The organism is Nonomuraea sp. NPDC005983, assembly GCF_040614375.1.
Taxonomy (GTDB): domain Bacteria; phylum Actinomycetota; class Actinomycetes; order Streptosporangiales; family Streptosporangiaceae; genus Nonomuraea.
The window spans coordinates 1-20,017 of the sequence record NZ_JBEXUP010000074.1; the positions used below are offsets into that span (position 1 = coordinate 1).

General features: G+C 69.8%; 16 protein-coding genes and 3 pseudogenes. 11 read left to right on the forward strand and 8 right to left on the reverse strand.

Translation table 11 applies throughout. The annotated features are described in order from the left end of the window. Positions 1-108: 108 nt before the first annotated feature. The gene (locus ABZ297_RS28230; protein ID WP_355351782.1) at positions 109-534 is read right to left on the reverse strand and encodes a hypothetical protein; all 426 of its coding nucleotides are present in this window, start codon (positions 532-534) and stop codon (positions 109-111) included. Between the two features lie 203 nt (positions 535-737). Here ABZ297_RS28230 and ABZ297_RS28235 point away from each other — a divergent pair, with 203 nt between their 5' ends. Further along, on the forward strand, positions 738-4,502 hold the full coding sequence (locus tag ABZ297_RS28235) for an AAA family ATPase (protein WP_355351784.1): 3,765 nt from the start codon (positions 738-740) through the stop codon (positions 4,500-4,502). A 265-nt stretch (positions 4,503-4,767) separates the two neighbouring features. Here the strand turns inward: ABZ297_RS28235 and ABZ297_RS28240 are convergent, their stop codons facing one another. Next, positions 4,768-4,917, reverse strand: coding sequence for a hypothetical protein (locus ABZ297_RS28240; protein ID WP_355351786.1), 150 nt, complete (start codon positions 4,915-4,917; stop codon positions 4,768-4,770). Between the two features lie 420 nt (positions 4,918-5,337). On the opposite strand from ABZ297_RS28240, the gene ABZ297_RS28245 reads away from it, so the two are divergent. After that, entirely contained in the window at positions 5,338-5,553 is a 216-nt protein-coding gene (locus ABZ297_RS28245; RefSeq protein WP_355351788.1) for a hypothetical protein, read from the forward strand. Beyond that, positions 5,540-6,121 (forward strand): DUF6262 family protein, encoded by a 582-nt coding sequence (locus tag ABZ297_RS28250; RefSeq protein WP_355351790.1) that lies wholly within the window; start codon positions 5,540-5,542, stop codon positions 6,119-6,121. Before ABZ297_RS28245 ends, ABZ297_RS28250 begins: the two co-directional genes overlap by 14 nt. 11 nt (positions 6,122-6,132) lie before the next feature. Here the strand turns inward: ABZ297_RS28250 and ABZ297_RS28255 are convergent, their stop codons facing one another. Next, positions 6,133-8,547 carry an FtsX-like permease family protein gene (locus tag ABZ297_RS28255; RefSeq protein ID WP_355351792.1) on the reverse strand — a complete coding sequence of 805 codons (2,415 nt, stop codon included), beginning with the start codon at positions 8,545-8,547 and terminating at the stop codon, positions 6,133-6,135. Then, positions 8,547-9,215, reverse strand: a complete 669-nt coding sequence (locus ABZ297_RS28260; RefSeq protein ID WP_355351858.1) for an ABC transporter ATP-binding protein — start codon at positions 9,213-9,215, stop codon at positions 8,547-8,549. Before ABZ297_RS28260 ends, ABZ297_RS28255 begins: the two co-directional genes overlap by 1 nt. Positions 9,216-9,390: 175 nt before the next feature. On the opposite strand from ABZ297_RS28260, the gene ABZ297_RS28265 reads away from it, so the two are divergent. From ABZ297_RS28265 to ABZ297_RS28290, 6 genes and pseudogenes are all read left to right on the forward strand, one after another. Next, positions 9,391-10,065, forward strand: coding sequence for a response regulator transcription factor (locus tag ABZ297_RS28265; RefSeq protein WP_355351794.1), 675 nt, complete (start codon positions 9,391-9,393; stop codon positions 10,063-10,065). Next, positions 10,058-10,330 carry a hypothetical protein gene (locus tag ABZ297_RS28270; protein ID WP_355351796.1) on the forward strand — a complete coding sequence of 91 codons (273 nt, stop codon included), beginning with the start codon at positions 10,058-10,060 and terminating at the stop codon, positions 10,328-10,330. The genes ABZ297_RS28265 and ABZ297_RS28270 overlap by 8 nt, the downstream gene beginning before the upstream one ends. Next, positions 10,297-10,527, forward strand: a pseudogene (locus ABZ297_RS28275) (HAMP domain-containing protein); the annotation flags it as partial. The gene ABZ297_RS28270 and the pseudogene ABZ297_RS28275, both read left to right, overlap by 34 nt. A gap of 49 nt (positions 10,528-10,576) precedes the next feature. Beyond that, positions 10,577-11,209 (forward strand): annotated as a pseudogene (locus tag ABZ297_RS28280) (Tn3 family transposase); the annotation flags it as partial. 138 nt (positions 11,210-11,347) lie between these two features. Continuing rightward, entirely contained in the window at positions 11,348-12,916 is a 1,569-nt protein-coding gene (locus ABZ297_RS28285; RefSeq protein ID WP_355351798.1) for an SMI1/KNR4 family protein, read from the forward strand. Between the two features lie 308 nt (positions 12,917-13,224). Next, positions 13,225-14,082: a recombinase family protein gene (locus ABZ297_RS28290; RefSeq protein ID WP_355351800.1), complete on the forward strand. Its 858-nt coding sequence runs from the start codon at positions 13,225-13,227 to the stop codon at positions 14,080-14,082. Between the two features lie 51 nt (positions 14,083-14,133). On the opposite strand, the gene ABZ297_RS28295 is transcribed toward ABZ297_RS28290, so the two are convergent. Continuing rightward, entirely contained in the window at positions 14,134-14,808 is a 675-nt protein-coding gene (locus ABZ297_RS28295; RefSeq protein ID WP_355351802.1) for a hypothetical protein, read from the reverse strand. A 125-nt stretch (positions 14,809-14,933) separates the two neighbouring features. Between ABZ297_RS28295 and ABZ297_RS28300 the strand changes: the two are divergent. Continuing rightward, positions 14,934-15,197 (forward strand): annotated as a pseudogene (locus ABZ297_RS28300) (arginase family protein); the annotation flags it as partial. A 20-nt stretch (positions 15,198-15,217) separates the two neighbouring features. On the opposite strand, the gene ABZ297_RS28305 reads toward ABZ297_RS28300, so the two are convergent. Genes ABZ297_RS28305 through ABZ297_RS28315 form a run of 3 tightly spaced genes read right to left on the reverse strand, consistent with a single transcriptional unit; the run spans position 15,218 to position 18,337 of the window. After that, on the reverse strand, positions 15,218-15,448 hold the full coding sequence (locus tag ABZ297_RS28305; protein WP_355351804.1) for a hypothetical protein: 231 nt from the start codon (positions 15,446-15,448) through the stop codon (positions 15,218-15,220). Positions 15,449-15,463: 15 nt separating this feature from the next. Beyond that, the gene (locus tag ABZ297_RS28310) at positions 15,464-17,443 is read right to left on the reverse strand and encodes a histidine kinase (protein WP_355351806.1); all 1,980 of its coding nucleotides are present in this window, start codon (positions 17,441-17,443) and stop codon (positions 15,464-15,466) included. 9 nt (positions 17,444-17,452) lie between these two features. Next, entirely contained in the window at positions 17,453-18,337 is an 885-nt protein-coding gene (locus ABZ297_RS28315) for a hypothetical protein (RefSeq protein WP_355351808.1), read from the reverse strand. A 508-nt stretch (positions 18,338-18,845) separates the two neighbouring features. Between ABZ297_RS28315 and ABZ297_RS28320 the strand changes: the two genes are divergently transcribed. After that, the gene (locus ABZ297_RS28320) at positions 18,846-19,955 is read left to right on the forward strand and encodes a hypothetical protein (protein ID WP_355351810.1); all 1,110 of its coding nucleotides are present in this window, start codon (positions 18,846-18,848) and stop codon (positions 19,953-19,955) included. The last annotated feature ends 62 nt before the right edge of the window (positions 19,956-20,017 follow it).

Below are 20,017 nucleotides of genomic sequence, written 5' to 3' on the forward strand. Positions count from 1 at the left end.
TCTACCGATGGGGACGGGCCCCGGGTCGCGCGGCCCCGGCGGTCCGGTCCGACGGCCTCCGTGGCGTCGGACCGGACCGGTTCCGCTGGATTACCGGCGGATGCGAGGCTACGCGGCGCAGTTTTCCCTTCTCCACTGGATCCGGGTGACGGTCACGGGGGAGTCGACCGTCTCGTGTCCCGCCCCGAGGTCACCGTCCTCGGCGCGGTGAATGCACTTCGAGTAGGCGGCGCCGTTCGAGTAGACGTATGAGACAAGGACGTGGTCATAGGTGGCGACCACGCCGTTGTTGAAGAAGGATCGGACGCCCTTATACGGGCTGCTGGCCGCGCTGACCGGCCCGTAGTCTTCGCCCCGGCCGATGCTGATCTTCGTGCCTTCGGAGATGACCTCTGTCGAGTACACGCAGAAGTCTCCGGCCGCGCAGCCGTACGCCTTGTAGGAGGAAAGGGCCTCCGCACTCGCAGGCGGCGCCAACGCCAGCCCTGCCAGGGAGGCGGCGACGACGACTGCCGGGAGGAACCTTCTCAGCATGACTTCTCCTCGCTTTGTTGCCTGGGCGGTCCCAGGTCCTGAAATGGCCGGCCCGCCGAGCGGATAACGGCAGGCAGTGGCCAGTCTTGGTGGCTGCTGAATTGTCTGGAACCCCGATTCGTCCCCTGGACAAAACTTGATCATCTTCATATGGCTGGGTATGTTGTGCTGGTTTGCCCGTATTCGGGGATATGGGGGATCGTGTGGGGCGTCGTGAACGGCCGGTCGATCCGGCGGACGGCCCGATGGCCGCCTTCGCCGTGGAACTGCGCAAGCTACGCCAGGAGTCGGGTGGCCCGTCCTATCGCGCGATGGCCGCTCGGGTGCCGTGCTCGGCCGCCACGCTGGCGAAGGCCGCCGCGGGAGACCTGTTACCCACCCTGCCGGTCACCCTGGCCTACGTGCAGGCGTGCGACGGCGACGTCGAGTGGTGGCGGACTCGGTGGGAGGAGGCCCTCGCCGCCGTCCGTGAGGCCACCGGCTCGGGCGGCGAGGTGGCGCGGGCGCCGTATCGAGGGCTGGCCAGATTCGAGACAGCCGATCAGGCGTACTTCTTCGGCCGGACCGCGCTGGTCGAGCGGGTGGCCGAACTGGTGGACGCGCATGGCCTGGTCGTGGTGGTGGGCCCGTCGGGCTGCGGCAAGTCCTCGCTGCTGCGTGCGGGGCTGGTACCGAAGCTACGGCCGCGCGCGGTCCGGGTGATGACACCGGGCGCCCACCCGCGGGCCGCGCTGGCAGAGGCCGGCACGGGCGAGGTGATCGTGGTCGACCAGTTCGAGGAGACGTTCACACTGTGCCAGGACCCGGACGAACAACGAACGTTCATCGACGCCCTGGTCACCGCCGGCACCGACGATCGAGGCAGCCGGGTGGTGCTGGCCGTCCGCGCGGACTTCTTCGACCACTGCGCACGCCATCCCGCGCTGATGGAAGCCGTCCGGGACTCCACGGTCCCGGTCGGACCGATGAGCCGATCGGAGCTGCGTGAGGCGATCACCAGACCGGCGGCGGCCACCGGGCTGATCGTCCAGCGTGAACTGACCGCCACCATCATCGAGGAGGTGGCGGGCGAGCCCGGCGGGCTGCCGCTGATGTCGCACGCCCTGCTGGAGACCTGGCGGCGCCACCACGGCAAGGCACTCACCCTGGCCGACTACCAGGCCACGGGTGGCATCCGCGGCGCTGTCGCCCACACCGCCGAAGACCTTCACGCCGACCTGGCCCCCGCCGAGCGGCAGCGGTTGCGCGAGCTGCTGCTGCGCCTGGTCACGCCGGGCGAGGCCGGCGCGCAGGACACCCGCCGCCCGGTACGGCGTGCCGAGCTGCTCACCGCCGGCCCTTTCGACCCTGGTCTGGTGCTGCTGGAACGACTGGCCGCCGCCCGGCTGATCACCCTGGACGACGACACCGCCGACCTGGCCCACGAGGCACTGCTGACCGCCTGGCCCCGCTTGCGCGACTGGGTGGAGGAAGACCGCGAACGGCTACGCGTCCACCGCCGCCTGACTGAGGCGGCCATGGCCTGGAGCGATCACGCCCGCGACCCCGGCATCCTCTACCGCGGACTCCAGCTGGTTACCGCCCGCGAACACCTCACCCAGCACCTCGACACGCTCACCCCTGTAGAACGGGACTTCCTGCAGGCCGGCTCAGCGGCCCACCACAGCGCACGCCGCCGCCGCAGGCTGCGGACCTTGGTCCTGTCGGTCGTGGTCACGCTCGCGCTGGTGGCCGCGTCGCTGGCCTGGCAGCAGAACACCGTCAGCAGCCAGCAGCAGCGCGAGGCGCACGCCCGCCAGATGATCGGAACCGCCGAGAGCCTGCGCCAGTCCGACCCGCGCCTGGCGATGCAGCTCAGCCTGGCCGCCTGGCGCCTGGCCGACCTCCCCGAGACCCGCGCCGCCCTGCTGACTGCGAGCCGGCAACCCCAGCAGGACACCTTCACCGACCCCGACCCCGCCCCGGCCACCATGCGCTGGCTCAGCACCGACGGCCGCACCCTCATCAGCGCCGGCGCCACCCAGGTCACCCGCTGGGACCTGGACAGCCAGCGGACGATCTCCACCGCTCCCGGCCTGGCCGGGCGGTTGCCCGACGCCGTCCTGGGGATGGGCGATGCCCGCCGGCTGCCCTTCTTCAATCTGGGTGCCAAGGACACGAACGTGATGCTGTGGGACATGACCACCGGCCACTACGACCCATCCCCGTTGGACACCACCAGCCAGGGGGCCGAGGTCAGCCGCAGCGGGAACCACGTCATCGTCTACCAAGCGGATGGCTCCCGCTACCGCGTCCGCGTGTGGGACCTCGCCACCCGGCAGAAGATCCTGCAGGTGAGCACCAGCCGGAAGAAGTCCGGCCCGCGCGGGTGGGGCAGAACGAGCTTGGAGGCCATGGCACGCATTCAAGGGCGGGAGAGCGTCGAAACCGACGCTCCCGACGCCACCATCAGCGCGAACGGCAAGATCATGGCGCTGTGCGTGCCCGGGGCGCCGCTCCAGCTGTGGAACCTGGACGACGGGCGCAGGATCACCGCGTCCTGGGCGCCGACGCTGTCGGCCCCTCAGTGCCGGGAAGGGCGCCTGTTCCTGGCTCCCGACGGAGGACGACTGCTGCTGGCCGAAGGCGGGCAGGTCCGGCAGTGGCGCCTGCCCGACGGCAAGGAGGCTCCCGCTCTCGTGGCACCGGGGGTGTATGAGGTCGGATTCAGCCAGGATGGCTCCTTCCTGGCCACGGTCGGCATGGATGAGCTTCTGGTGTGGCGGTTGAGCCAGACCGATGATCCACTGTTTCGGCACCCGCTCGGCGGTGAACTCGCCTTCGACCTCAAGATCGACCCGGCCGCCGGCCGAGTCCGCTACCTTGCCGGGGCACTCACGGGTTTGATCTCCTCGACACTGACCACGGTCCGCACGCTTCGGTTCAACGCCTTCTCCGACAGCGGTTGGAGAGACGAACGCGTCACCCGCGCGACCTTCAGCCCCGACGGCCGCCGTCTTGCGATCACGTACTTCGACCGTGTCGAGCTACGTGATGGCACCAGCGGGCTGCGTCTGCCCGGCCCGCCACCACTGCGCTGTTCGGTGTCCGCCCCCGAAGGGGCAGCGTGCGTTGAGATCGCCTTCCGGCGTGACGGCCGGGTGCTTGCCTACAGCGACGTTCTTCGGTCCCCGCCGTTCAGGGCATGGCTGTGGGATATCGACGGCCGACGCGTCAGCGCGACCTCGCCACCCCTCCAAGACGGACAGAGCCTCGCATTCGCGGGCGACAGCATCCTGATCGGTGGGACTCCCATCCTCGGCGACGATGCCTCCCGCCTCAGTAAGACCATCGTCTGGGATCCGATCAAAGGTCGTATCTCCGCGACCGTGCCCTTCATCAGCGGCCGCCTCGCCGTCGACCCCACCGAGCGGCTGCTGGTCAGTACGCAGGGGCACATCGCCGATCTCGTCGCGAGAGTGCCGATCCCTCGCGAGGGCAGAGTAGGTGCGGCCCGCGCGCTGGCATTCAGCCCCGACGGACGCTTCCTCGCCGTCGGCAAGGGGAGCGGGCAGACCGCGCTTTGGGATGGCAGCGTGCGACGCTACCTCGGCACCCTCGCATCGACGACTTCGGCCGCGGACGTCAGCGCCCTCGCCTTCTCCCCAGATGCGCGCGTGCTGGCCGTGGGAATGGCCAACGGCGCGATTCAGCTGTGGGACACCGAAACACGGCAACCCATGGGAGCACCCATCATCACTTCCGGCGGCAGGATCTTCGCCATGACCCTGCACGACAACGCCCTTTACGTCGCATCCGGGCACATCCCCTACCAGCGATTCGACCTCACCCCGGCGGCCGCTGCTGCGGCCATCTGCCAGCGAGCAGGGCACGGCCTCACGCGTGAGAACTGGGCCACCTACTTGCCCGGCTACCCCGACCAGCCCATCTGCGGTGACAACGGCACTCCTCCTGGAGCTGCGCGATGAGCGCCGGAATAGCGCTCTACGAAGGACAAAGCCGGTGCCCCGCGGGCAGAGAAGACCGGGCCAGAGCGGCATGACCATGTTCAGGGCGGTCTGACATGGCGATCCGTCCAAGACCAGACTGCAGAGGTTCACTGCGGCTGCTGTCCTGTGATCTACCTGGCAAGGCGGCGTTCCCGTCGCCTGCCAGCGCGGCAAGCCTCTCAAGTCCGCGCACGGCAGGCCCGTTCGGTTCGGGCCTGACGCTCGACGCAGTTGATGAGTCTGATCAGGTTGAGCCCACCAGAGGGCTGTTGGGGCACTTGGCGGCCTCAGCGGTCAGCGTAGCCTTCTCCTGCTCATCGACGGTCAGCTCCCACTGGCGTTTCACCTTGGTCCATTCGGCGATGTACCGGCAGCGGACCTGCTCGATCGGCATCCACTGGGCCGAGTCTTTGTCCGCCTTCTGCTGAGCATCCTTCTCGCCGGTGGCCTGCGGATTGGAGAGGCTCTGGGGCTACGGCGCGAGGACATGCATCTGCTGCCGGACGCGACTCACCTGGGCTGCATCCACCGGGGCGCGCACCTGCACGTGCGGCCGCGGCAGGACAACGTCAACGGAGCTCGCGCGAAGGGCGGCCGTCCGACGACACCACGATCTTGCGGCTCGAACCGGTAGTCTTCACTCGAAAAGTGCTCCAGAACGTGGCGCGGACAGGACCTTCGACAAGCCCTATCCTCCCAGTTCAGAGAGCACTTTTCCCATGTAAACGATCAGATCCCTCGCCGCCCAGACGAAAGCCCGAGGCTAGAACAGCAGGTTGCCGAGCTGCGGGCCGACAAGGAAGTAGCCCTCGCCATGTGCGCGGCCGACTGGGTCATCCGCAACTTCGACGACCAAATCACTAGCTACGTTAAGACACTTAGCCAGATGCGGCGCACCCTGGACGAGCTGCCTGAACAGGAGAGGGCAGTCGTTGAAGACGCGGCCCGAGAACTACGCAAGGCGCGCTCAGTCGCCGCCTTTATTCCGGTGGACAGGCTGACGATCCGGAGTGCACGTGAACAGAGCTGACTCCTCCCGCGACGCCCGCGTCGCCCGCCTCCGCCAGGCCCGCCAGACGGACAGCGCAGCCAAGACGGCTCGCACCAAAGGAGCCATCCGCGATCTCCTCAACGCCGGGCAACGCATCTCCTTCGCCGGAGTGGCACGAAAAGCCGACGTATCGACCTGGTTCGTCTACAACACCCCCGCCATCAGAGACACAATCCGGCAGGCGATGAGTGAGCAGGCCCAGCACGGTGTGCAAGCAGCCGCGGTCCCCCGACCCGAGCGAGCCACCCCCGCCAGCCTGTACACCGACCTTGCGATGGCCCGCGAAGAAATCCAAGAACTGAAACGAGAGCGCGATGCCTTGAAACGCCGCCTCCAGCTTGCTCTGGGCGCGGAAATCGACAACGCGGCCCAACCCGAACTCGTTCAGAGAGTGCAGGACCTGGAAGGCCGCACCCAGGCCCTGACCCGAGACCTCGCCGAGGCACGTGCCCAAGCTACACGCCTCACCGAACAACAACAGGAATCTGACGAGACCATCGCCTCGCTCCGGCTCGCCCTGCGCAAGGAGATGCGCACCGTCCCATGATCCGCGGACCCTCAGTCGAGTGACAGTTCTGCGACCGGACTCACCCGGGCGGCCCGGCGTGCGGGGAGAACGGCGGCGAGGAGTCCGGCCAGGGCGGCGATGAGGACGACGACGCCGAGCGACAGCCAAGGGACGTGCATGGTGGCGTCGCGGAGGGCCCGTTTCACGATCGTCTCGCAGGCGGCCCAGGCGAAACCGACGCCGAGCACGGTGCCGAGCACGGTGGCCACCAGCGACAGCAGGACGGCCTCGGCCGCCAGCATCCGCCGGAGCTGCCCGCGGGTGAGCCCGAGCGCGCGCAGCATCGCGTGTTCGCGGGCACGTTCGAGTACGGAGAGCCCGAGGGTGTTCGCGATCCCGATCAGGGCGATCACGATGGCGATGCCGAGCAGGCCGAGCGCTGACCAGGTGTAGATCTGCAGCTGCTGGTCCAGCGACTCCCAGGTGCGCAAACCGTTCTCGATCGTCGCGCCGACGGGATCGGCCAGCTCGTCCAGGTCGGCGCCGAGCCGAGCCGGGTCGGCGCCGGTGGAGGCGCGGATCCAGACGGCACGCGGCTCGGGGGCGTCGGTGAGCGTCGCCAGCGTCTCGGGCGCGACCACGCCCGCTGGGCCCCAGCCGGTGCCGACGGCCACCTGCAGCTGGGCTCGCCGGTCGCCGACGCGCACCGTGACCCGGTCACCCGGCCGCAGAATCAGGCCCTTGCCGAAGGCGTCGGAATCGATTCTGATCTTCCCTGGCTCGACCCGTGCGAACACTCCGCCGTCGCGGGCCACTTGCCCGGCGGAGGGCGCGGTGACGACCGGGATCGAGTCGTGGAGCCCGGCCACCTGGGCCACGGCGCCATACACGGGAATCGCCCGCTCCACACCGGGAGCGCGACGTATCCGGGTGAGGAGGTCAGTGGTGAGCAGACCCTTGGGCGAGGTGAGCGTGATGTCTATGGGGTGGTCTCTGCCGATCTGCTCATTCAAGGACGTACGCCATGTGGCCATCCCGGTGAGTACGGCGATCGTCAGGGTGACGCCGACCAGCAGGGAGGCGGTGGTGGTGGCGGTCCGGCGCGGATTGTGTGCGGCGTTCTCGGCCGCGAGCCGTCCGGTGGGGCCGAGCGGCGCGCCTGCGATCCGGACCAGGCGGGGGACGAGCACCGGGCCGAAGAGCAACACCCCGGCGAACACCGATCCTCCGCCTGCCAGCATGAGCGCCGTGCTGCTCCTGACCATCGCCACCCCCAGCAGGGCCAGTCCAGTGACCAGCAGGAGCGCGGCGAGCGCAGGTCGCGCCAGGCCGGTGCTGGTGCGCGCGTCCACCCCGGCGTCCGGGCGCAGCGCCGCCAGCGGGCTCACCAGGACCACGCGCCGGGTCGGCAACCAGGACGCGACCATGGTGACCGCCAGGCCGACGGCGAACCCTCCCAGCAGCCAGGGCACGGGCAGCTCGGCGGCGCCCATCGGCACGGCGGACGCGAGGGCGTCGATCAGGGCGATCAGCCCGTAGCCGAAACCGACGCCGACCAGTGTCCCGGTCAGCGACGCGAGCACGCCGACGACGGCCGCCTCGCGGCGTACAGAACGCACCACCTGCCGCCGGGTCGCGCCGATGCAGCGCAGCAGCGCGAAGTCGCGGAGTCGTTGCGCGAACAGGATGGAGAAGGTGTTCGCGATGACGAGGATCGAGACGAAGAGCGCGATGCCGGCGAACAACAGCAACATCACCGACAGGCTGTCGACCCTGTTCTGCACGTGGGTCAGCCGCTCAGCGGTGAACGCCTCCGGCGACAGCGCCTTCGCGCCTTCAGGGAGCGGGCCCACCTCGCCGCGCACCGCCACCGAGCCCAGATGGAGGTGGTCGCGCCACAGCAGCAACTGGGGCCAGGTGACGTACATCGAGGCCTGGGCCGGGGGAGAGGGCGACTCCACGAGACCGACCACCTGGACGTCGGCCGCGGCGGCTCCCACCCCGATCCTGATCCGGTCGCCGACCGCGATGTCCTCGGCCAAGGCGACATACACGTCCACCGCGGCCTCGCCCGTACGTGAAGGGAAACGGCCCGAGCTGAGCTCCTGCCAGCGCCACACCTGCGAGGTGGCGATCGGCCCTACTGTCGTCGTGTCCGAGAGCTGCCGGCTTCCGGCGCGCGCCGGAAGCGTCGCCCGGCCGATCGCGGACGCGTTCTCGCCGTGCCGCTCGGTGAAGGCGATCACGGCCTCCGGGTCCAGCTCGGACGACGGCCACCCCTCGGGGGAGACCACGTGCTCGGCATTGCGGTACGGCGTCCCCAGGCCGTCCATGAGCCCGCTTTGCGCGCCGGAGGTGAGCATGCCGACCACGACGACGAAGGCGACGGCGACGGTGACCGCGACCGCCGCCGCGACGTACCTGCGGATGTACGTGCGCAGCGACGCGAGGAAGACGGCACGCATCAGGCGATCCGCCCGTCCTGCATGGTGACCACGTGGTCGGCGTACGCCGCCGCATCCCGCTCGTGGGTGACCATCACGACGGTCTGGCCGAGTTCGCGTGCCGAGCGGCGCAGGTGGTCCAGCACCTCCGCCGACGTGGTGCTGTCCAGGTTTCCTGTGGGCTCGTCGGCGAACAGCAGGTCCGGCTGCGTGATCAGGGCGCGCGCGATCGCGACCCGCTGCTGCTGGCCGCCGGACAGCTCCGCGGGCCGGTGAGCGAGCCTGTCGGCCACGCCGAGGATGTCGGCGAGCAGGTACGCGCGCTCGCGTGCCGCATCGTCGATCCGGCGGCCGCCCAGTTCGAGCGGGAGCACGATGTTCTCGCCCGCGGTGAGCATCGGCAGCAGGTTGAACGACTGGAACACGAAGCCGACGTGCTCGCGGCGGAAGATCGTGAGCGCGTCGTCGTCGAGCAACCCGAGGTCGGTGCCTGCCACGGTGACGGTGCCGCCGCTGGCCTGGTCGAGTCCGGCCAGGCAGTGCATCAGCGTGGATTTACCCGATCCGCTCGGGCCCATGATCGCGGTGAACCCGCCTCGCGGGAGGTCGAGGTCGATGCCGCGCAGTGCATGGACCTGGGTTTCGCCCCGGCCGTAGGTCTTGGTCAGGTTCCGCGCGCGGGCGGCCACGGCGTCGGGGCTCGCGGCCGTCCGGGGAAACCGCGGGGCCGGGTCATGCCGTGAGCCGGTCACTGCTGGGTCCTCGCTTCGCTGTAGGCCATGCCCGCAGTCAAGGCGGCGCGGTGTTGTCAGCACGTATGCGGTTTCCGATACGCCGACGATACGCCCGGGCTCCTAGCATCGAGTGCGTGTGTTGATCGTCGAGGACGAGCCCTACCTGGCAGAGGCCATGCGCGACGGGCTGCGCCTGGCGGCGATCGCCGCCGACATCGCCGGTGACGGCGACACCGCGACGGAGCTGCTGAGCGTCAACGCCTACGACATCGCCGTCCTCGACCGCGACATCCCCGGCCCCTCGGGCGACGAGATCGCCAAGCGCATCGTGGCCTCGGGCAGCGGCATGCCCATCCTCATGCTCACCGCCGCCGACCGGCTCGACGACAAGGCCTCCGGGTTCGGGCTCGGGGCCGACGACTACCTCACCAAGCCCTTCGATCTCCAGGAACTCGTGCTCCGCCTCCGGGCACTCGACCGCAGGCGCGCGCACAACAGGCCGCCCGTACGCGAGATCGCCGGCCTGCGCCTGGACCCGTTCCGCCGCGAGGTCTACCGCGACGGCCGCTATGTCGCGCTCACCCGCGAACAGTTCGCCGTGCTCGAAGTCCTCGTCGCCGCCGAAGGCAGTGTCGTCAGCGCGGAAGAACTCCTGCAGCGGGCGTGGGGCGAGAACGCCGACCCCTTCACCAACGCCGTCCGCATCACGGTCTCGGCGCTGCGCAAACGGCTCGGCGAACCGTGGCTCATCGCCACCGTGCCCGGCGTCGGCTACCGCATCGACGCAGGAGGCGAGGGTGGATAGGGCGCGCGGGATGAGCGTCCGGCTCAAGCTCACCCTCAGCTACGCCGGATTCCTCATGCTCGCGGGCGCGTTGCTGCTCGCCGCCGTGTGGGTGTTCCTCCTGCGGTACGTGCCCGACGGCTGGCCCGCCCTTCTCTACGTGGCGCCCAACCGCATCCTCCTCCTGGGGGCCTTCGCCCCTGCGGCGGCCGCGGTGATGGCGTTCCTGCTGGTGTTCGGCCTGCTGGGAGGATGGATTCTCGCCGGACGCATGCTCGCCCCCTGACCCGCATCACCGACGCCACGCGCGTGGCCGCGAACGGATCGCTCTCCCACCGGATCCGGTTGCCTGGCCGCGCGGACGAGTTCCGCGAACTCGCCGACGCCTTCGACGCCATGCTCGTACGGCTCGAAGCACACGTCGCCGAGCAACAGCGATTCGCGGCCAACGCCTCACACGAACTCCGCACCCCGCTGGCGATCTCACGGGCGCTTCTCGACGTGGCCCGCCGCGATCCCGACCGTGACACCGGCGAACTACGGACTGCTGGAGGCGATCGCCCGGCAGAAAGTGAACCTGAGCAAGATCACCACGCAGTGGCCGGACATGGTCCGAGTCGCCGGGTCGCTGGTTACCAACCAGGTCCGGGCCTACGACCTGCTGCGCATGTTCGCCCGCAACGGACGTCCGACCCCGCTCGGACAGGCATTCGCCGAGTACGGCCGGATAGACAAGACCCTGCACCTGCTGTCGGTCCTGGACCCGATCGACAACACCTACCGCCGCACGCTCGGCCGCCAGCTCAGCATTCAGGAGTCGCGGCACCGGCTCGCCCACAAGATCTGCCACGGCAACGGCGGGAAGATCCGCCAGGCCTACCGGGAAGGGCAGGAAGACCAGCTCGCCGCCCTCGGCCTGGTCGTGAACGCCGTGGTGCTGTGGAATTCGACGTACCTGTCGGCGATCGTCGACCACCTGCGCGCCCAGGGCTGGAAATCCACCGACGGCACCGGTGTGACCGACCAGGACGTGGCCCGCCTGTCCCCGCTCGGCCACGCCCACCTCAACTGCCTGGGCCGCTACGCCATCACACCTTCCGGCCCCAGCCAGGGGCTGCGGCCGTTGCGCTCACCCGCCGGCGGCCAGGACGAGGAAGAAGACTGACCGGAATGACTGTCCTTTGCGCGAAGCCCCGCCGTGGATTACGCCGCGTCTCATCTTGATCGGATGATCTGCCGTTGTCCGGTCGGGATGCTAAGAACTACCTGTTGGACGACCTTTCCTGACGGAGTGTGCGTTTCTATGACGGACGGACCGAAAACCTCTGAGCTCTCCGAGATTCTGCGTGAGATGTGCACACAGATCGCCGGGGCGGCGCCGGAGGGCTGGCTGCGGGCGACGGTGAACGGTTTTGTCGACAAGCAGGGCGTCGGGCTTGCTGGTGTGTCGTACAGGCCGGCCGCCGGTGACGAACAGGCTGTAGAAGTGGATCTGCGGCGCGGCCTGCGCCATGCGTACAGGGTGTCAGGTCTCTCGGAACAGGGTCTCAGCATCGAGCTCACCGTCGACGCCTCCGGACGGTTCGAGGCGGTCACCGGGTGTGGGGTGAGCAGGGTAAGCCATCCAAAACGTGGCTTTCTGTACGTGATCAAACCTGAGACTCTCCCGCCCGACCCTGGGGATGAGCAGGACGGCCCCGCGGAACTCACGCCGGCAGGCGACCCGGAGGAGGCCGTCTGGCTGCTGCGGGAATACCTCAGGCGGCGGGCCGAGTGCCTTGGCGGCATGCTGGAAGACCCGTCCGGCATACTGCCCGCCCCGCTGCCGTCCGCGCGGCTCGCGGAAATGGAGAGCAGGCTGAACGTGGCGCTTCCAGCGGACCTCCGGGCGTTGTACGGCGTGGCCGACGGCGATGGCCAGGTCGGGCTCTTCGGGCGCCTGTCCTGGTGGATGGATGCGTTGGGGGTGGCCGCGGTGCACGGAGGTGACCGCCATTGGGCGCCGCGCGGCTGGCGAGACCGGCCTTTCCAGCCTTTCTGGCCCTTCGTCCACGACGCCGACCCTCCCGGGACGGTCCGGCGGTCAGTGGATCGACGCGGCTGGATCCCGTTCGTGATCGGCACCGATGGCAACTACCTCGCGGTGGACATGGATCCGGCCAGTGGGGGCCGGCCCGGGCAGGTCATCCGCATTGGCCCCGGCTACTACCACGGCCCCACATATGTCGCAGACTCGGTGACGACCCTGCTTCGCCGCTATGTGGACGCACTCGTTCGCGGCGACCACAGGATCGGCGAGGACGGCGACCTGCGGATCGACGTGCCGGAACCACACAAGGGTGCAGGCACACACCTCCAGACGTTGCGGGTGACCGAAGGTGGCGAAGCCGACCTCCAGCTCGCACGCCAGGCCCCGTTCCTGCGTGCGGTGGAACTGTCCCGCTGCCCGTCCGCCGACCTCACGGCGCTACGCGAGGCTCCGATCGAGACGCTCGACATCGATCTCAAGACGATCGACCTGGCCCCACTGGCTGGCCACCCGACCCTGCGGGCCGTGACTCTGACCACGCCTCACCCCGTTGACCTGGACACGCTTCGCGCCCTCCCCCACCTGGAGGGACTGGATCTGTCCCGCGCGTCCACCCGCGGCATCCAGGCGATCGCCGAGCTGGACGGATTGCTGTACCTGGCGCTGCGCTACGAGCAGTGGCAGGAGCTTTGGGCGCACACCGATCGGATACCTGCGCTCACGGCCGCGTTGCTGGCTGGCAAGGCTCCGTACGACAAAGTCGCCGACTGGACGGCCCAGTTCAACGCCCGTACCGTTGACCGGCGCCCTACCGCCCAGCAAATCCATTACGGCCATCGATGACCCAGCACACCGGTTCCGTTGGCGCCAAGCCCGCTGATCTGACCTGCCTCAGCTCCGATGGCCGACAGGAGCCCCACCCCAGCGGCACCAGCAGCGCAGCGCCGCCCACTGCCCCCACACTCAGCAGCCCGTACAGGGTGTGTCCCACAACCGTTGCTCGTCTGACGTCCCTAATGCCGGGCCGATCTGTTTCATAGGTGTCGCCTATGAAACAGCGCCGTCGGGCAGGCGCGGCCAGCGCGTTCTGTGTTTCATAGGTCGGTGCAAACGACTTGATTCATGAAACGCACACATGAAACAGTTGGGCGGTGCTCGACGACTTCCAGCGGGTGGAGTCCCGCGACTGCCCGATGTCCTCCTGCGCCGCCCCGGTCGGCTCACCGTGCCGCACCGCGAAGGGCAAGGTCGCCATCCAGTACCACACCGCCCGGTTCCGGCTGGTGCCCTCGCTCGCCAAGGCGCTGAACGTGCCCACCCCGGCCGCACGTAAGCCGGGGACGGCCTGGATCGAACTGCCCCGCCCCGCCCCGGCGGGCGGCGAGCCGACCGGGCACGTACGGATCGGATACGCCCGCGCCTCCACCCTCCGCCAGTCCCTGGACACCCAGCTCGACTCCCTCACGAAGGCCGGCGTCACCCGGATCTTCTCCGAGAAGATCTCCACCCGCGCCACCCGGCGACCCGAACTCGAACGCGCCGTCGCCTTTGCCTGGGAACTACGGGCCTCCGGCGTCGCGGCCACCCTCGTGGTCCACGAGCACAAGCGGCTCGGCCGTGGCATCGACCTGGCCACCCTCGCCGAGGAACTGAAGGCGGCGGGCGTCGGCCTGGAGTTCCTCACCGGGGAACTGCAAGGCTCACACGACCCCTCCGGCGTCGTGTTCACCGTGCTGGCGGCCCTGTCCGGGATGGAACGCGAATACATCCGCGACCGCACCCTGGAAGGCCACGAATCCGCCCGCGCCCGGGGCAAGACCATCGGCGGCGCCACCATCACCGACGACCACATGCTCTCCATGGCCCTCCACCTGCGCGGCCAGGACCTCAGCCTGCGCGACATCGCCGCACGGCTCGTCATCACCAGCGGCGCGAAGAAGGGCCGGCACCCCTCCCCGGCAACCGTCATGCGCATGCTCCGCGAACACGACCAGCAGACCGCGACCTGACTGGCCAGGCCCACCCTCAGGCCCCTGGGAACGGCTGAACGCGGCCGGGGCCTACCGCAGGCGGATCGCCCCGGCAGCGCGGTAGCAGACCGGGTAGGCCGGGTCCCCGTCAGCGTCCAACCCCTCCACCAGGCGGTCATCGGTCACCACGATCTCCCACTCGCCCGGGGCGACCATGCCCAGCACCAGCCCCGGCAGCCACGGCCACGACTTCTCGTCCTTGTCGTCCTCCGTGAGCGGGTGGCGGACCTGCACCAGCGTCTGGTCTGGGAACGGGTTCGCCCGCCGTGACAGCGCCCTCACCAAGGTCTCCATGCCCAACTCCAGGTCCGACTTGGCCAGCGTCTTCTCGATCGTGCCCGCGGCCAGCTCATCGGCCAACGCCAGGACGACCGTGTTGCTCGCCGCGAACGCCTCCACCGCCGCCACGTACTGGTCGACCTTCGCGGCCGCGGCCGTGTTCAGGTCCTGGGCCTGCCAGCGCTCGCCGGTCTCGACCCACAGCCACATGTCATCGCGCTGCACCCCGAACACCTGCTTGATCCGCTCAACGGTGTGGTCGTCCAGCAGATGCGGAGACCGCCGCGCCGGCTCCAGGGTCCGCAACTGCTCACGGTTGGCACCCAGCTGCTCCAGCACGATCGCGGTCATCATGTCCACGTCGCTCACCGGCCGCCAGACAGGCTCGTCCCTGCCGTTCCTGCCGCCACCATCACCACGCGCCATGCCTCAGATCATCCCAGACCAACACCAGCCGCCCTCCCAACCTTCACCACACCGAGACCCGGACTGCCCACCCACACCATGATCATTCTCAGCGCCAACCGCTGTTCCTGGATTCCTCAACCCCGTACACGTCCATCGACATCGACGTGGTCGACCCGGCGCGCGCCCGGCGCAGGGACGCCGGAGGTGGGCAGGCTGACCAGCAGGGAGCTAATGGAGATCCTGCATGGCCTGGCCTCGGCCCACCCGATCGGCGCGGACGTGGTGGAGGTCGCTCAGGCCTACGAGCACGCCGAGATCACCTCGGTCGCGGCCTCGCACGTGCGTACTGCCCGGTCAGCCTCTTCGCGCTCGACGAGAGTCGTGGCAGAGCCGCCAGCCGCGGGTGAGCCGGCGGTCTGCGGGCACGTCAGGCCAGGACGCCGTCGCGAACGGTGATCCGAGCGGCCTTGACCACGAGCGAACGCGGGGGCTTTCCCGCCACCGCCTCCGCCGGGGTGCGGGCCGGGATCGCGACGAGGTCGGCGGGGTCCCCTGGCCGCATCACATACCCGTCGAGCCCCATCACCTGGGCGCCGCCGTACGTGACGGCATGGAGGGCGAGCTCGACCTGGCTGTCGGTGCGGGCGTGCATCGCCACCGAGGCGGGCTGGATCTAGGCGGGGACCCAGGAGCGCGTCGGCACCGTCGCGGCCAGCTCGAACCACTCGCCGTCCCGGGCCAGGTCCAGCCGCCCGTCCAGCTCGGCCAGGCGGGTGGTCAGGTTGCCCATCCCGGCCGAGCCCCGGCGGATCGGCTTGGCCTGCGCGCCGTCGTTGCGTACGGCCAGCCGTACTTCGCCGTCGTGCGCGTCCGTGCTGATCGCGCAGTGGCGGGCGGAGCTGTGCCGCAGCACGTTGGTGACCGCCTCGCGCAGCACGGCGCCGAGGGTGGTCTCCACCTCGGTGCCGAGCGTGCCGTGGCCGAGCTCCACCGTGACCTCGATGCCCGCGGCCGCCAGCACCGAACGCGCCGAGTCCGCCTCGCTCGTCAGCGACAGCTTCCCCCGCTCGCCGGAGACGGTCCGCAGGTCGCCCATGGCCTGCTCGGTCATGGCCAGCACGTCGTCCAGTTCGGCGCGGGCGAGTTCGGGTTCCAGCCGCCTGGCCAGCTCGCTCTTGAGCAGGATCGCCGCCAGCGTGTGCCCGAGTAGGTCGTGCAGGTCGCGCGCGGCCCGCAGCCGCTCCTCCACCACCACCGACCTGGCCAGCCCGTCCCTGGCCGCGCTCAGCTCCCGGTCCAGCCGCGCCAGCGTGAACAGGCCGTAGATGACCAGCCCCGTCACGAGCGTGCTGACCGTGTAGTTCACCACCAGCGGGTACGGCAGGCCGATCACCAGCCCGGCGACCCCCACCACCGCCATGACGGCGGCCACCAGCGGCACCGCCACCCTGAGCCGCAGGGCCAGCAGCAGCGGCCCGGTCAGGAACCCGGTCACCCCCAGCCAGGCCTGCTCGAACACCGGGATCGGGGCGAGCGTCAGCACGCCCATGACGATCAGCGCGATCGGATGCCTGCCTTCGATCGAGCGCAGGTGGATGAAGATGATGACGAGCAGCAGGGGAAGGGGCCACCACGAGTCGGCCAGCAGCAGCGCCTTGGCCGAGAACCCGACCAGCACCGCCGCGAGCAGCGCCGTCGACAGCTTGATGGACAGGGCGGGCGGGTCTGGCAGCGTGGTGGTGGGCAGCGCCACCTCCACGAAGACCTGGGCGTTGTCGTCGACGCCGGTGGTGAGCGTGCCGCCGGCCGCCGCGACCTGGGCGGGGAGATCGGCCAGGGATTCGTCCGTGGCACTGGGGGTGCCGTCGTGGGCGATGCTCAGCCGTACGGTGTCGTCTTCTGTGGCGGACTCGATCACGCAGCGGGAGGTGGCGCGGCGCCGGACGATCTCGGTCACGGCCTCGCGCAGGACGGTGGCCAGCAGCGCGCCAGCCGGGCCGAGCGGTTCCGCGTGCCGCATCCGCACCTCGGTGGCGATTCCCGCGGAGACCAGCATGGCCTTGGCGGTGGTGAGTTCGGGGGCCAGCGACATCGCGCGGTAGCCGACGGCGGCGGCCCTGGCCTCGCTCAGCGAGTGCCGGGCCGATTCCACGTCAGGCATGCCCTCCCGGGCGCTAGCCGCGATCGTGTCGAGCGCGGCGCCCAGGCTCTGGTTGAGTTCCGCCGCGATACGGAGCCGTTCCTCGGCCGCCGCGGTCATCGCCAGCGACAGGCGAGCGGCGGTCACTTCCTCGATCCGGTCCAGCATCGTGGCCAGGCCGTAGATGATCAGGGCGATCAGGATCATGCTGATCACCGGGTCTGCCGGCCCCAGCAGCAGCGCGCTGCCCGTCACCACCAGGGCGAGCGGCCAGGACCTGGTCAGCAGCAGCGAACCGGCGACGAAGCCGAGGATGCCGACGGAAGTGTCGAACACGAACACGGAGCCGTAGGCGGCGGCGGCCTGCAGCACAATCAACCACCGGGACCGGCGCCGGGTGAAGAGCACCTGTAAGCCGAGTACCGCCAGGGCCAGGGGTGACCCGGCTATCGCGTAGACGCCTGCCAACCCGGCCAGCACCAGAAGGAAGGTCCACTTTGCCCACGTTTGCACCCACGTAGCCTACGAGCGCCGCAGGACCGCCGTTGCTGCCGCCACCACCGCGAGGAGCCCACCGGCGGCGAGCAGGGTCGTCCCGTCGGGGTGGATGAGCGCTTGGCCGCGCTGCGCCTGCCAGATCAGCAGCCCGGTGAGACCGGCGTATCCGAACGCGACCACGATCACCAGCGGGACCCGGCGCACCCACAGCGCGATCAGCGGCAGCACCTGCAGCGCGTGCAGCCCGACGAAGTGGGCCACCCGCAGGTCGCCGCCACCGGTCGCCCAGCCGAGCAGCGGCATCCCCGCGCCGCCGTCCAGCGCGCCGACCGTGTGCGCGCCGATCGTGATCATCTTGACGCCGCTGGCCAGCGCGTGCGCCTGCTCCGGCGTCGGCGCGGTCATCAGGTAGCCGACCGACATGCCCGCCAGCGAGATCGCCACCCCCAGCGGGATCGCCCAGGCCATCGCCCGGTTCACCCGGCGCTGCATCACCAGGAAGATCCCCAGCGCCAGCGTCAGCGCCCAGCCCAGGTAGGCGGCCCCTCCCATCAGCATGAACACCGACTTGTCGAGCGTGGTGGCGAAGTTGAAGTGGCTGCGCACCCCGCGTACCGCCTGGAAGGTGATCGCCGAGATCTCCGGCAGCACGAACAGCGCCACCGTCACCGTGCCCAGCCACCACAGGGTCCGCCGCCACCGCTCCACCTGGCTGATCATCCAGGCGAGCGTGAGCGCGTACAGGCAGAAGGAAGCGGCGAACTTGAACGGCTTGAGCCACACCCCTTCGCCCATGACGGTCCGCCCGTCGACCACCAGGCCGACGCCGCTCACCAACGCGAGCACCGCCATCGCGATAGCGCAGGTGATGAGCGGGCCGTGCCAGGTTCTCCAGCGCAGGGCAATCATGACGTCTCCTTCAGATCGACTGAAGACAACACTGCTGGCCAGGCGCGATACGAACCAGAGACGTGATCATCGGCTCCACATGACATCGTCATGAATCGGGCAAGCAGCGCGCAGAAACGGCTGAACCGCCCGGGTGCGGGCCCGGGCGGTTCAGGTCATGCCGTCAGCGCAGCGCGAACGTCTTCAGCGTCGTCTGCTCCACAGTCTCACGCAGACCAGTCTCACGATGGCGGCTGGGCTGGCTGCTGTTACGGCGATATCTAACTTGCGGGAATCTTGCCTTCTCGCAAGTTGGCTGCGCTGCTCGCGACGCAACGAATCAGAATTTCTGAATATGAATTTCTAGAAAACCAGAAAATGCTAGGCTCCGGCTGTGGTTGCGGAGACTGGCGCGGTGACGCCGTGTAAGCACTGTGGGACGCCCATCGAACAGCGGCAGGGGAGGGGGCGGCCGAAGGCGTACTGTCCCGAGGGGAACTGTCAGGCTGCGGCCAAGCGCGAGCGAGAGTTGCGCCGGGCCACCCCTGGGCTGGAAGGAGCACTGGCCAGGGCTGAGCAACTGTACGACCGGGTGGAGAGCGGCCTCGCCGCGGCCATCGAGCCCCTGGCTCGGGCGCTGGCTGACGAGCTGAGTCCCGCTGGGGTCGAGGCAAGGTTGAGCGCCGTGCAGGCGGAGGCGCACACGCGCGTCGCCATCGCGCGTACCGAGCGGGAGCAGGCGTTCGAGCAGGTGAGGCTGGCACGCGAGGCGGCTGAACACGCGCGCCGCGAGGCCGCGGCGATGCGGTTGAGGGTGGAAGAGGCCGAGGCCGAGCGCGATACCGCGCTGGGCGACGCCGAGCAGGCGAGGGAGCAGGCGCTCGCCGCGCTGCGTGAAGCGTCCAGTACTGAGCGGCAGGCTCTGCAGACCGCCGAGGAGGCCGGGCGGCGTGCGAAGCTGGCCGAGCGACGGGCCGAGGAGGCCGCTCGGCGGGCGGAGCTGACCGAACAGGCCCGCGACCAGGCCGTCCAGGAGCTGGCCGAGCGGATGGAGGCGGCCGAGGCCCGCACAACTGAGGCGCAGGCGCAGGCCGTCCAGGCGGAGGACGACGCCGCACTCGCGCGGACGGAGCGTGACCAGGCCCTCGAGAAGGTGACAGCGGCGACGCGCGCCCGGACACGGGCCGAGCGGGACGTCGCCGCGGCCGACGCCAGGGCCGAGGCGGCAGGGGAGGAACGCGACCGAGCGGTCGCGCGCGCACAGGTTGCGGAAAAGGCCGTCGCGGAGGCGCAGCGGGATCGGGCCGTGGCGCTCAACGAGGCGGCTCAGGCGGGGGAGCGGGCTGAGCGCGACGTCGCCGAGCTACGCGAACGGCTTGCGGCCGCCGAAGACGTCCTCGTGCGGGACAAGGAGGCCTGGGAAGCCGAGATCCGGCAGGAGAGGCAGCGGAGCGGCGAGGCGCTGGCGGCCGAGCGGGCGCGGGCCGACGCCGTGACCCAGGAGCGTGACCAGGCGCAGATCGAGTTGCGCTTGGAACGGGCACGCCTGGACGACGCACGCGCCCAAGTCGAGGCCGCACGAGCGGAGGCCGCTCAGTTGCGGGAGCGTGCGGTGGCCGCGGAACTGCGCTCGACGTAGGAAGCGTGCGGTAGAAGGGGGCAGGCCAAGTACGGGTCCAGCCGAGATACGGGAAACCGGCC